Origin of the sequence: Bacillus sp. N12A5 (assembly GCF_026790125.1) — a bacterium.
Taxonomy (GTDB): Bacteria; Bacillota; Bacilli; order Bacillales; family Bacillaceae; genus Bacillus.
Genome location: NZ_JALAMR010000007.1, coordinates 41,281 through 54,455 on the forward strand (window position 1 = coordinate 41,281; position 13,175 = coordinate 54,455).

General features: G+C 44.6%; 12 protein-coding genes. 5 read left to right on the forward strand and 7 right to left on the reverse strand.

Translation table 11 applies throughout. The features are described 5' to 3' along the window. Window position 1: 1 nt before the first annotated feature. From MOC09_RS08265 to glvA, 7 genes are all read right to left on the reverse strand, one after another. Window positions 2-859: a VOC family protein gene (locus MOC09_RS08265; RefSeq protein WP_268357859.1), complete on the reverse strand. Its 858-nt coding sequence runs from the start codon at window positions 857-859 to the stop codon at window positions 2-4. Window positions 860-878: 19 nt separating this feature from the next. After that, window positions 879-1,283 carry a DoxX family protein gene (locus MOC09_RS08270; RefSeq protein WP_268357860.1) on the reverse strand — a complete coding sequence of 135 codons (405 nt, stop codon included), beginning with the start codon at window positions 1,281-1,283 and terminating at the stop codon, window positions 879-881. 161 nt (window positions 1,284-1,444) lie between these two features. Continuing rightward, window positions 1,445-3,259 carry an ABC transporter ATP-binding protein gene (locus MOC09_RS08275; RefSeq protein WP_268360466.1) on the reverse strand — a complete coding sequence of 605 codons (1,815 nt, stop codon included), beginning with the start codon at window positions 3,257-3,259 and terminating at the stop codon, window positions 1,445-1,447. Beyond that, on the reverse strand, window positions 3,253-4,974 hold the full coding sequence (locus MOC09_RS08280) for an ABC transporter ATP-binding protein (RefSeq protein ID WP_268370166.1): 1,722 nt from the start codon (window positions 4,972-4,974) through the stop codon (window positions 3,253-3,255). The genes MOC09_RS08275 and MOC09_RS08280 overlap by 7 nt, the downstream gene beginning before the upstream one ends. A gap of 105 nt (window positions 4,975-5,079) precedes the next feature. Next, window positions 5,080-6,663, reverse strand: a complete 1,584-nt coding sequence (malP, locus tag MOC09_RS08285; protein WP_268370167.1) for a PTS maltose transporter subunit IIBC — start codon at window positions 6,661-6,663, stop codon at window positions 5,080-5,082. Window positions 6,664-6,677: 14 nt separating this feature from the next. Further along, complete coding sequence (gene glvR / locus MOC09_RS08290) at window positions 6,678-7,442, reverse strand: MurR/RpiR family transcriptional regulator GlvR (protein WP_268360463.1); 765 nt, start codon at window positions 7,440-7,442, stop codon at window positions 6,678-6,680. 65 nt (window positions 7,443-7,507) lie between these two features. After that, window positions 7,508-8,857 (reverse strand): maltose-6'-phosphate glucosidase, encoded by a 1,350-nt coding sequence (gene glvA / locus MOC09_RS08295; RefSeq protein ID WP_268370168.1) that lies wholly within the window; start codon window positions 8,855-8,857, stop codon window positions 7,508-7,510. A 352-nt stretch (window positions 8,858-9,209) separates the two neighbouring features. Between glvA and MOC09_RS08300 the strand changes: the two genes are divergently transcribed. From MOC09_RS08300 to MOC09_RS08320, 5 genes are all read left to right on the forward strand, one after another. Further along, window positions 9,210-9,473 (forward strand): YwqH-like family protein, encoded by a 264-nt coding sequence (locus MOC09_RS08300; protein WP_268370169.1) that lies wholly within the window; start codon window positions 9,210-9,212, stop codon window positions 9,471-9,473. A gap of 761 nt (window positions 9,474-10,234) precedes the next feature. Continuing rightward, window positions 10,235-10,549: a WXG100 family type VII secretion target gene (locus MOC09_RS08305; protein ID WP_268360461.1), complete on the forward strand. Its 315-nt coding sequence runs from the start codon at window positions 10,235-10,237 to the stop codon at window positions 10,547-10,549. A 5-nt stretch (window positions 10,550-10,554) separates the two neighbouring features. Beyond that, on the forward strand, window positions 10,555-11,778 hold the full coding sequence (locus MOC09_RS08310; protein WP_268370170.1) for a hypothetical protein: 1,224 nt from the start codon (window positions 10,555-10,557) through the stop codon (window positions 11,776-11,778). 11 nt (window positions 11,779-11,789) lie between these two features. Further along, window positions 11,790-12,557 carry a hypothetical protein gene (locus MOC09_RS08315; RefSeq protein WP_268370172.1) on the forward strand — a complete coding sequence of 256 codons (768 nt, stop codon included), beginning with the start codon at window positions 11,790-11,792 and terminating at the stop codon, window positions 12,555-12,557. A gap of 31 nt (window positions 12,558-12,588) precedes the next feature. Then, on the forward strand, window positions 12,589-13,146 hold the full coding sequence (locus tag MOC09_RS08320) for a YfjD family protein (RefSeq protein ID WP_268360458.1): 558 nt from the start codon (window positions 12,589-12,591) through the stop codon (window positions 13,144-13,146). Window positions 13,147-13,175: the final 29 nt, after the last annotated feature.

Consider the following 13,175-nt stretch of genomic DNA (forward strand, 5'->3'; position numbering starts at 1 on the left):
ATCAAATCACAAATACAATATGGGCCCCGGAAACAGGATCTTTCACACAGAAGCTGTTTTCCGTTTCTTCAATCGAATATCCGGCATGTTTGACCCGGTCTGCCACTCGATCGAGTTCCCCCCGATGAGGCAGGACAACCGTGTAATAGTCTAATCCGCTGGCATTTGTCGGTTTAGGCGGCGCGTTTCGTCCCGCCCAAATGTTTAAGCCGATATGGTGATGGTAGCCCCCGGCTGAAACGAAGAGAGCAGACATGCCCGCATAGTCTCCGACAATGTTAAAGCCCAGCACATCTGTGTAAAACGCTTTTGCTTCTTTCAGATCGCTGACATGCAGATGAATGTGTCCGATCATTGTATCGTTCGGAAGTGCTGTTTTCCGCTCAGCTCCGGCTTCTTCCATAAGACCCTCGATGTCCACCGCGGTTGTCGTCATGACGTAGTTTCCTTCACGATCACGCTGCCACGTGCTGCGGGGGCGGTCAGCGTACATTTCAATGCCATTTCCATCAGGATCAGACAGATAGAGCGCTTCGCTGACAGCATGGTCTCCATGTCCGATGGCAATGCCGTGTTCAATCAGGCGGGCGAGCGCGATACCAAGTTCCTTCCTGTTCGGAAGAAGAATCGCAAAATGATAAAGGCCGGTTACAGATCGTTCAGGCAGGACGACAGCACTCGGATTTTCTTCAAGAACAAGCAGGACGTGTTTTCCATCAGCCGTTAATTCGGCTTGGCGGTCAGTCTTTTGTAAGACTTGAAAGCCGATGACATTACAGTAGAACTGAAGAGAGCGCTCCAGGCTGCGGATTGTAAGTTTGGCATAGCCAATGTTTGTATCCTCATGAATGCTGGTCATGCTGTGTATGCCTCTTTTCTTATGCTGATACGTTATCGCTCTTTTTTGCTTTAAACACAAGCGGGTCCAGCGCCAGGAAACGGCTTCCGGAAAGCGCAAGGTGGACAGATGTCAAAAGCAGAAGGTAATCAAATTCTGAATTGCCCATGAATGGCGCTTTCAGCTTAACTGTCATAATGGCGCCGACCAGCGTCAGAGCAAAGAGAACACCGACAATGCGTGTAGCCAATCCGAAGAAGACAAGCACTCCGCCAACGAGTTCAATCACTGCGATGACATACGCCATAAAGCTTGGAAGGCCTATGCTGCCGAAAAATTGGATGGTGCCCTCCATTCCCTGAAACTTTGATAAACCGTGAACAAAAAAGATAATACCTGTCATTACCCTTAAAAGTAATGTGCCAATTTCAAATGATTTATTCATGTGATCCTCCTTGATAAATGTTATCACTTACTTAATGTAAGCTAGTATATATACATAACTTGTTTACGTCAAGTAATTTTGTTACATTTTACGAAAATGAAATAAAAGTACTATAAAACTGTAACAAAAAAGACCTTTGTGAGGGACAAAGGTCTTTTTCTTTATTTCTGAAATTGGCTATCGTATAAGTCACAGTAAAATCCTTTTTGGCGCATCAGTTCATCATGGCTGCCTTTTTCAATCATTTCGCCGTCTTTTAATACGACAATCTGATCCGCTCTTTGAATGGTATTCAGCCTATGGGCGATGATGACGCTCGTTCTCCCCTCCATTAAACGGGCAAGCGCTTCTTGGATTTTCACTTCTGTTACAGTATCAATGTTGCTAGTCGCTTCATCCAAAATGAGCAGAACCGGATCGGCCAGCACGGCTCTTGCTATGGAGATCAATTGTTTCTGTCCTTGACTGATGCCCGAGCCGTTTTGCGTCAGCACTGTATCATATCCTTTTGGCATCCGTTCAATAAAGCCGTGGGCGTTCGCTGTTTTTGCAGCGGCTTCGACTTCCTGATCGGAAGCATCAAGCCTGCCGTATCGAATATTTTCTCTGATTGTTCCCTGAAACAAGAACGAATCCTGTAGGACAAATCCCATGTTTTTTCTCAGGCTTGCTCTGGTAAGGGTTTTAATATCTATACCGTCGATTAAAATCGTTCCCTCGTCAGGCTCATAAAAACGGGCAAGCAGGTTGGTGACAGTTGTTTTCCCAGCTCCCGTCGGCCCGACAAACGCGATGGACTGCCCGGCAGGCACAGTAAACTGTAAATGTTTTAGTGTCTGCTGCCCTTTATCGTAACCGAAGGACACATTCCGGAATTCAATACTTCCTGTTTGGATCGGCTGATGCACGGCATTCTTTTCATCCTCGCGCTCTTCTTTTTCATCAAGCACGTCAAATACCCGTTCAGCGCCGGCAATTGCAGACAGCATCGTATTAAACTGGTTGGCCAGATCGTTTAAAGGACGTGTGAATTGTCTTGAATACTCGGCAAAGACGACGATGGAGCCGATGGAGATCCAGCCTTTCAGCGCGAAAAAACCGCCGATTGCGGCAATCATCGTAAAGCTTAAGTTGTTCAAAGAGTTCATGACTTTCGGGATAAAACCGGAAATCGTCTGCGCCCAGAAACCCGACGTCTTGAGCGCAGCGTTTTTTTCGAGAAATTCGGCTGTGATCTGCTTCTCACGCGAATAGGCTTTGATGACCTTTGCGCCGGAAACAGATTCCTCAATATATCCATTCAGCTCACCCAGGTTTTTCTGCTGTTCTTTAAACAGCTTTCCCGTTCGGTTGGTTATCCATTTCAGGCTCGCTGCCATTACCGGAATAATGGTCAGCGTAATCAATGTAAGGAGCGGGCTCATATACAGCATCACCGCAATTGTTCCGACAAAGGTAATCACGCTTGACAAGATTTGAATGACTGACGTATTTAAGGTAGAGCTGACATTTTCGATGTCATTCGTCACCCGGCTCATCAGCTCGCCGTGCCGCTGTTTATCAAAAAACGGAATCGGCAGCTCATGCAGATGGGTGAACAACTCGCTTCTCATTCTGAAAACAGTGCCTTGAGAAATCGTAATCATCCAATAGTTTTGAAACCAGAGCGACAGGGACTGGATGATATAAATGGCGAGAAGAAGCAGCAAAACGGGAAGCAATCCGCTGACCGTTCGCCCAACAATAAAGTGGTCGATGGCCTTTCCGATCACAAAGGGGCCGAGAAGCCCGAATATCGCGCTGATCACAACCATCAGCATGACAAGTATCAGCAGTCCTTTACGTTCAGCCAAGTATGACCAGATTCGCCTGAGTGTGCCTTTTGTATCCTTTGCTTTTGCCCGCTTTTTCGCGCCCTCTTTTTTGTCGATTGGCAGTTTGGGATATTGGAAAGGCTTGCGGATGTCTTTTAGCATGACTCGCTCCCCTCCCTTCCGAATTGCGACTCGTAAATGCGCTTGTATAGCTGTGATTCAGAAAGCAGCTCATTGTGCGTGCCTTTTTCAATCAATTCGCCATCCTCAAGCAGCAAAATCTCATCAGCTTTCATCGCCGTGGTCATTTTTTGCGTAATGATCAAAGTTGTGCACTCATATGTGCTGATCGCCTCAAGCAGCTTCGCCTCCGTTTGCAGGTCGAGCGCGCTTGTGCTGTCATCCAAAAGAAGGATGGCCGGCTTTCGGATCAGCGCCCGCGCGATGGAAATCCGCTGCTTCTGGCCGCCGGACAGGTTGACGCCTCTTTGCCCCAATACGGTGTCATACCCATTTGGGAGCTTCATAATCGTTTCATGAATTTGCGCATGTTTGGCCGCTTCCATTATTTCATTAAGTGAAGCATTTTCTTTGCCCCAAGCGATATTTTCTTTGATTGTGCCGGAAAACAGGAGCACCTCCTGCGGTACATATCCAATTTGCTTGCGAAGCCCGTCAGCCGGGAAATCACGAATCGGCTTTTCATCTATGTAAATGCTGCCTGAATCCGGCTGATAAAGCCGCGGAATGAGCTGAAAAAGCGTAGACTTGCCAGACCCCGTCGCGCCGAGAATCGCGATCGTTTCTCTTGGTTTTGCGGAAAATGTTACATCCCGCAGCGCTTCTCTGTCCATTTCGGGATAACGGAAGGATACATGCTGAAATTCAATCCGTCCCGCCAAACGATCAGATATGGCGCCTTCCTCCCGCTCATCACCTTCCGTTTCAAGCACCTCGCCAATTCGATCTCCTGAAGCCTTCGCACGGGTAAAAATCATAATCAAAAACGGAAACATCGAAAGTGCGCCCGTAATTCGTGTTGCGTAGTTAATAATTGCAACAACATCTCCGACCTGAGTGCCTCCGCCCGCGATACTGTAAGCCCCTGCCCACAAAACCAAAAGGATGCAGAGGTTCATCATCAGCATCAGCACAGGCATTGTGAATTCCACAAGCTGAAAGGCTGAAACCGTTTTTTCCATCAGCCTCGTGTTCGCTTTGATAAATCGTTTGACCTCGTGGCTGCCGCGGAGCAGCGCTTTGATCAGCTTAATCGCTGTTAGGTTTTCCTGCATGACGGTATTCACCTGATCGAGCCGCTTCTGCACTGAGCGGAACAGCGCCCCGCCTTTCTTTAGGACCCAAAGCAAAAACACGATCAGGATCGGAATGGTCACAAGCAGAAAAAGGCCGAGCTTCACGTTAACGGCGAGCGACAGCACAATACCGCCTGCGATCATTAACGGTGCCCGCAGCATAAACCGCAAACTCATAAAAATCATGTTTTGAACCTGTGTGACATCGTTTGTCAGCCTTGTGATATAAGAAGAGGACGAAAACTGCCCAAATGTAGAATAGGAGAAGGACTGGATTTTTTGAAAAAGCCCTTTTCTCGTATCATAAGAAAAGCTTTGGCTGACATGGGCGGCATAAAAGGAATTCAGCATTCCTGCTGCAAATGATAACACCGTCAGTCCGATCATGACCGCTCCCCATGTCCATACACGCTGCATATCTTGCTTTAATATCCCATCATCGATGATTTTTGCGATCAGTAAAGGCTGCATCAGTTCAACCGCAAGCTCCGTCAACATGAGAATCAGCGCAATTCCCACCAGCAATGAGTATGGTTTTAAAAACGATAAAGCCTTTTGCATGTAAAAGCCTCCAAACCCCTTTTTTACTCGATTATCTCTTTCTTACTTTACTATGACGTTCTTTTTGACGGCAAACGAAAACCCTCCCGAAAAGGAGGGCTGGCATTATTGATTTAATATTTTCTCCACACGCTCCCGCATCTGCGGCACGCTCAATCCGATAATCACCTGAAACGCCTTCCCATTTCTGACGACGCCGTGCGCGCCAAGCGCTCGGAACACGCTGTCAGGCTCAACCTTTGTTTCATCCTTGACGCTGACTCTGAGACGGGTGGCGCAGTTTGTCACTTCAGTGATGTTGTCCTTTCCGCCCAGCGCTTCAATATACAGAAAAGCGGTATCATCTGCCGTTTCAGCAGCGGAGGCCGTTTCGTCCTTGTTTTTTCTTTCTCTGTATTCCTGTTTCGAATACAGCTTTGTTTCCTGCTGATCATCCTTTTCCCGTCCCGGTGTGGCGATATTGAATTTGAGGATTAAGAATCGGAAGACGAAAAAATAAATAGCTGTAAAAGAGAGCCCAATCAAAATTTGATACACATACGTCATACCGTGGCTGCCAAAGAGCGGAATCCAGTTCAAGGTTACCGCTTCGATCAGCCCGCCTCCCATATTACCGACGACACCGGCCATGTACATGACTGTCGACATTGTTGCGGCAAGCACAGCGTGAACCGCAAATAAGAAAGGAGAAATGAATAAGAAAGTGAATTCAATTGGCTCAGTAATGCCCGCGACAATCGCCGTCAGCGTAACAGGAATCAGCAGCCCTGCGACCAGTTTTTTCTTTTCCTTTTTGGCTGTGGCATAAAACGCCAGGGCGATCCCCGGAATGCCGAAGATTTTCGAGTTCCCATGAAGCGCGAATCCGCCCTGCGGGAAAAGCTCCTTCAGCGGTTTGGCGCTTTGCGAATATTCTCCGAGATGCTGTGCCCAATATGTGACGATCCCGCCTTCTGCTACTGCAGGCCCATAAATAAACGGCGTGTAAATAAAGTGATGAAGGCCGGTCGGAATCAAAATCCGTTCCAAAAATGTGTAAATCCAGACGCCCACTGCCCCGGAAGCAACCAGGAAGCTCTGAAGAGATCCGATTCCCGTCTGAACCATCGGCCAAATGTAAGACACGGCCAAAGCGATCGGGATCATAATGAAGAAGGAAATCATCACGATATACGTTGAGCCTTGAAAGATGCCGAGAAAATCGGGCAGTTTTTTATCAAAATAGCGGTTGTGCAAAAAGACGACAATCGAAGAAATAAAGATGGCACCGATAATATTGGTATCAAGTGTTTTGATGCCCGCAATCATCGTTAACCCGCTTGTTCCTCCGACCTCTTGGTTCATGTCGACGCCGAATGCGCCTCCCCATACCGTCAAGATCGAACTGACAAAGTAGTTGAACGTCAGATAAACCGTAAGCGCTTCCAAACAAGCGCGCGCCTGAGCTTTCTTCGCCAAAGCAACCGGGATGCCGATAGCGAATAAGAGCGGCATTTGATTAAATACTGTCCAGCCGCCCTGCTCAATGATATACCAGCACTGATACCAAAACCCGTCAGGATCGGCAAGCGGGCCCATGAGGGTTTTATTTTTAAAAAGCGTACTGATACCGACGATAATGCCGGCGAACGCGAATAATAGAACAGGCACAAACATCGCGCTTCCAAAGCGCTGAATTTTTTGCATCATACCAGAACCCCCTGCTACTCAATGTCATTTTTTTCTGCCTCTTTGTAATCAACATATGCGCGGAACAATGCTTCGCCAACGAGAAAAAATGGTGCAAAAGCAACAATTTCCGTTTTATCACTTAATGTCACAGGTTTGCTTGCCGCATAAAGATTATGCGGAGTCAGTTGGGCGAGGACATTGTTTTTTAAATTCGTAATGGAAATAAAGGGAATACCCTTTGCAGAAAGCATTCTTGCCTGAGGAATCAGCTCCGGTGTTTCTCCGGAAAGAGAAATGATGATAAACAGATCGTTTACTTTAAAATCATCGCGCATCAGTTTAAATTCATTTCTGTCTTCAATCAAAATAAGATACCGATGGCGCGGAATAAACATTCTTTGCAAATCACGGGCGCATATCTTTTGCGCATTTCCTGATCCATACACGAAAATGCGGTCGGCTTCATCAATCAGCTGGCACATCTCCGTCATGTCCTTTGACCTTAAGAATTTCAGATTTGATTCAATATCGTCAAGCAGCTTTTGAAAACTCATACTCTCGCCTTCTTCCGGCTGATCTTCCCACTTTAAAAAGACGCGAAATTCACTGTAGCCGCTGAAACCGAGCTTTTGGGCAAGCCGCAAAATCGAGGAACGCGATACACTGCAAGCTTTGGCCAGCGCGTCAATTCCAAGATGATAGCACGTGTGCTTGTGATTCAATATATATTTTAAAATATGAAAATCGTTGTCATTTAATTTGCCGTAGTGCTGATTAATCAGTTCGTCGAGCTTCATATCAGATCCCCCCATTTTCTTTCTATTATATACAATAACAGATTCGAAAACGGGGGGTATTTCAGTTATGAAATGCGGGTTGGGCTTTGGTCAAGCTCAGGCCAGAAGTCTTTGTTGGCCTCAATTAAATCCTCAAGAATGAGCCTGGCCACACGCGCATTCGGTACTGTTTTTGAGAGGATCAGCGCCTGCCAGAGCTTTTGGAACGATTTCTCCGCCCACGCTTCAACAGTCAGTTTCTCAACAGATACCTGCTGCTCCATCAGCCCTTTTTGGAATTGCGGAATAGTGCCGACGGTGATCGGTTCAGGCCCGTTTGAGCCGACGATACACGGCACCTCGACCATCGCAGTCGGGTCAAAGTTCGCAATCGCACCGTTGTTTTCAACGATCAAGAGCATTCGTTCACCAGTGTTGTAAGCAATCGCCCGGGCTAGATCTACGATATATGAAGCATGATCATCGATTTTAATTTCGCTGTTTTTCGAGGACTGCTCGCGTGTGATCATGTCACATTGGCTGAAAATAAAGGCTTCTCGCCCTTCCATCACTTCGTTTGCCCGCGTATGATTCGGATTTGATTTTTTCACCATGTCATCCGGGAACAAATAATATTGCAAATACGTATTCGGCAATGTGTCAGGATCTGCGGCCTGCACGTCACGCGCCTTGGCGAACGTGTCATTCCAGCTCGCTTCAACAGCTTCAGCCTCTGTTTTCGGAATATACCCGTATTGAGATACATGCTCCTTCAGCTTCGGCATTAAATCGTTGCCCTCTTGATCCTGAATTGATGTCCACCAGCCGAAATGGTTTAATCCATAATAGCGGACCTTCATTTCTTTTCTAGAGGCCAGGCCAAGAATTTGCGCCATCCGGTCTTCAATTCCAACCGGCATATCGCAGATGTTGAGGATTTTTGAATTCGGTCTGAGGCGTCTCGTTGCTTCGGCTACGATCGCCGCCGGGTTGGAGTAATTCAGCATCCACGCATCCGGCGAGTATTTTTCCATGTAATCTAATATTTCAAGCACGCCGCCGATGGAACGCATGCCGTATGCGATACCGCCCGGCCCGCACGTCTCCTGGCCGACAACTCCGTACTTCAAAGGAATTTGTTCATCCAGCGCACGCATCGCGTATTTTCCTACCCTTATGTGCGCCATAACAAAATCGACATCTGTAAAAGCTTCTTCTGGGTCAGTCGTCGCTGTAAATTCAATGTCCGGCGCTTTTTCTCTGATAAAAACGTCACAAGCACCTGCTATGCGATCCTGTCTTTCCTTATCATTATCATATAGCTTCAGCTTTCTGATCGGAAACTCCTCCAAATGGTCCAAGAGCATCAGAACGATCCCTGGAGTGAAAGTGCTCCCTCCGCCCGCTATTACGATTGAGAATGATTTTTTCTTCATATGACGACCTCCTTGATAACGTTTACATTTCATTTATACCATGAAAGGGTCCGTCCCGTAACACGTTTGACGCACTTAGGTCATTTGATCAACTTTAGTGTTTTTTCCCACAGAGCGGGAAATTTCTCATTTGCAGGGAATCCTTACAATAGGTAAAACAACTGATCTAATAGGCCTATTCATACTTAACACCTCCATTAATTTAAAACCAACATAACAAAGAAATCATTAATATAATCTATATTTCCTATTCATCCATTACATACCATCATGTAACATTAGGAAAGTCTCCCTTTTGTTTTTAATAACGGTTCAAAAGAATTACATATTATGTGACAATGAGGTGTTTAAGTTGTTTGGTGAAATGTTGGGATTATCCTTTGTAAAAACACAACTAAGTTTAAAAAAGGAGAATTTAGAAGATCTCAAAGCTTGCAAAACTAACTTGACAAATATCCAGCAAGAATTTTTGGAGTCAAAAAATAAAATAACTGAGCCATCTCTGTCCTCGGATACATGGCAGGGAAGTTTAGCAAATAAATTCGAACTTATTCGAGACGAGATAAACTCAGAATATCAAGATTTAAAAGGAAAAAGCTTTTCAAGAAACTTTTAAAGGCTAATAAAATGGACTATTTAATAGTACGATTTTGGAAAAAGTATAAAAAACCATTCATTTTACTATATTATCTGTTTTTCATGATTTGTATGACATTAATTACTTTTATGCTACCTGGCATCCAAATCGGTATAAGGATCGTTTTACTTTTTTTATTGTATTTGATCACTACTGTAACAATCTATACAGGTTATAAAGTTACCAATAAGATGCTTTTAAAAGAACAAGGAGATAGACAATGAAAAACACTTGGAATACATATAAGAAAAAAATCTTTTTAATTCTCTATTTGCTTCCTATGATTGGCATGACACTCGGGATCTCAGCAGTCCCCGACATGACATTAAAACAAAAATTGATTTTACTGGTAATTATGTATGTGATGAGTGGCTTGTTTATATTCTTTGTTTATTTAGCAATAAATAAGATTATAAAATCTATTTTTAATGATTAGTAAGCAATACGCAATTTGTTTAGAGCCTATTTTAGGCTCTTTTTTATATACGGTTACCTCGAAAACATTCGTCTTCCAAACGTAGAAACTCCTAATATTAAGTTGACTCCCTCTTGCAGATTCTTTTTTTTACCTTTTTTGTAATCTTAAAGTCTCACCAACTGTGAATTTTAAGTGAATATACGCCCTTCCAATTCTTATGAAAAGGTTCTTTTGTACGATTCGGATGCATGCCGAATTATTTATAATCATTTATATAAAACATCCAATTGTGCGTGAATTTAGAAAAGGCAGGGGACAAAAGTTGGACTCATATAAAGTCATTGAGCTGGCAAACAAGTACAGTGCGGCCGCAGAAGAGGTCAGAAGCTCCAAAATGCTGCTTGAATCCCGGTTATCTGCATTGGGAGATGCCTGGCAGGGAAAAGCCAGAGAGTCATTCGACCAGGATTTCGAGGAAACGAAAGCCGCCTACGATCAATTTGAACAGGAGTTGCTTGAAACAAGCCAGGAACTAAAAGCAGCCGCAGTCAAAATAGAAGAACGAAAAGCTGAAATTGCCAGAATGGAAGAAATGGAACGTAAAGCAAGAGAGGAAAGACATAAACTCGGGAGGTGAACGGTGTGTCAGGAAACATTGCAGTTGATCCGGATAAGCTCGAACAGCTTGCAAATGATGTAGTCACGGAATTAACTGATATGGAAAACAAATATAAGGACCTGCATGTGGAGCTGGGGCAGATGATTTTGCAATGCGATCCCCGCTACAGCAGCTGTTTTTCTGGAGTGGGCGATGCGTGGAGCTCAGGAAAGGCGCTCGTCACCAAACTGAGTGACAATGAGATTTTCATCAGAAAAACGGGCGATAAATTTGTGGAACAAGATGATATTTTGCGAAAGCTCTACAATGCCTACGACAAATACGGTACGTTGACAAGCTTAACCGCCCTTATGCTGACGCAGGGAAAATATTACGGGTTAGGGCTTACGAAATTTGTGAAACAGCCAAGCGGCTTGCATACCGCCCAGCACTCAAAACTTCTATTGGATATTTCCAGGGCTGTTGACAGCTCGCGTTATCAAAAAGCCGCCAGAGTGCTTTTGAATCCTAAATATTTCTTTAAAAAGACTAACCGGCCATTTTCGGATTTGGTACATAAAAAATTTACAAAATACTTTCCTCAGGATACGGTGGATTTTTCAAACAGCGTCAGGAGCTACACAAAAGGATTTCTTAATGAAGCCGGCGTACGCTCAACTTTAAAGGATGTCGGAAAAACAGGATTGAAATTCGCTAAAGGAAATGCCATTACCGCGACACTGATTACCGGTGCAACCGAAACGTTCGGAGCGGGCTTGAAAATAGCTGAAAATTACGCGAAATACCAAAACAAACCGGAAGTTCTCAAGCGTGAAAACGCCAAGGCCGTCGGGAATGCTGTGAATAATACGATTTTTGTTGCCGGCGGTGCCACAGCTGGTGCTGTCATCGGCGGTGCAATCGGAAGCTTTGCAGGACCTGTGGGTACTGTCCTTCTTGGGGCAGCAGGTTCATACATTGGCGGAGTCGTCGGAGAACGAATCGCCAAATATACAGCCAGTTTTGCCGAAAAAGCAGCCTTAAAGCTGAAAGAACCGATCCATGCTGTCGTCGATACAGCCAAGAAAGGGCTGGAATCAGCCGGCAAAGTCGTGAAATCAGTGAATGACGGCATAGATGCGGCAAATAAAACGATCCATAAAGGAATAGACAGCGCGAAAAAAGGAATGGAAAAAGCAAAGAAAACAGCGGATTCGCTTATACACGGCGCAACCCATTTCCTCAAAGGGAAACTTTCATTTGGATAGGAGAATAAACAATGAAGCAGTTTACGATCAGCATAGAAGAACTCTTATTTTGTTTTTACAGCGAAGGGTTTTTTGAACAGGGAATGGCCTTGAAGCAGGCCTATTTTCCGGAAATAGAAGATGAACAGCTCGGCGCTTTGTTCGAAGCAGCGTGCCGCTCACTCTTAGCCAAAGATGCGGCGGAATATCGGAACCATCAATATCGGTTAAAGGACGAGTACTGTCCGTTTATCCATGTATTAAACGACGCTGACTATACAGTGAAGCTTTCTAAATTTAACGGGCAAGGCGCCGAACAGAATGTGTCCTGCCATGTATCAAAATTCGGCACGTACTCTCACGAACTCCTTTTTGATGAACAAGTCCATCGCATTACAAAAATGGAATCAAGTGAAGGGTTACTTGCTAAGACAGATGAGTTTTTACATATAATAGATACAGAGGATAAAAGAGAATCGATTGTGACATTGACATCAAATGAATTTGAAAAGCTCTTGGAGGGCGCTTCAGACAACCCTTCACATCTAAAAGAGTTCCTTGAAAAACATGACCACCAAGAGGACGTTACCCGATTTGTAAATGATCTGGCTTTGCGGAAAGGGAAAATGGATACACTTATGCGTCTGGCATATGGCAAAGATAACACTCCTGAAGTGGCTGACATGGCATTTGTCCTGCCGGGGGCCCACCATACTTGGCTTGTCACAGGCATCACCCAGAATGAATTTTCTATCCTCCCTGCTCATAAGGATGTTGTAAATCAAATCATTTCAAAATGATAAGAATTGAATTAACAAAAGGAGAAAAGCATTGAAAAACCAAGAAATCATTGAAGTCAAAAGCAAAATGTTCCTGAGAATATGGGCTTTTGTCGGATCTGCCGGTATGGGATTAGCATGTTTCTGGCTCTTTTATATGGGTATTACGTTTCAAACGAAATATTACCTATTAGCCATTCCTGCTGGCTTTCTGTTCACCTTGTTTTGTTTATATTTATTTATCATCTTCTTTCCGGCTTTCACCCCGCGGGGAAATACCATTTTCCGCATCAAGACAGGAAAAGATGGAGAAGTGTTCACTGACAAAGTGTCTGTTACGTTTACTGATATCAAGAAAATTGAGATGAGCCGCCATAAATTTAGTCTAAAAGGAATTTTCCAGGAAGATATATTGATCCAAACCGTTGATCAGAAGACCATTCGCATTCCCACTTGGAACATCATTCCGAATCCGTTGTTTTTCGAAGCGGTTGAACGCTATATCCTTCCCCATCTGAATGAAGAGGCGAAAAGCAATTGGATCGGTCAATTTACGGAGATTCAGCGCAGCGCGTATTTAAAGGAATTTGAGAATCATCCAAAGCTTTAACAGCTCTCCTCCTTTATAATGAAAGAGAA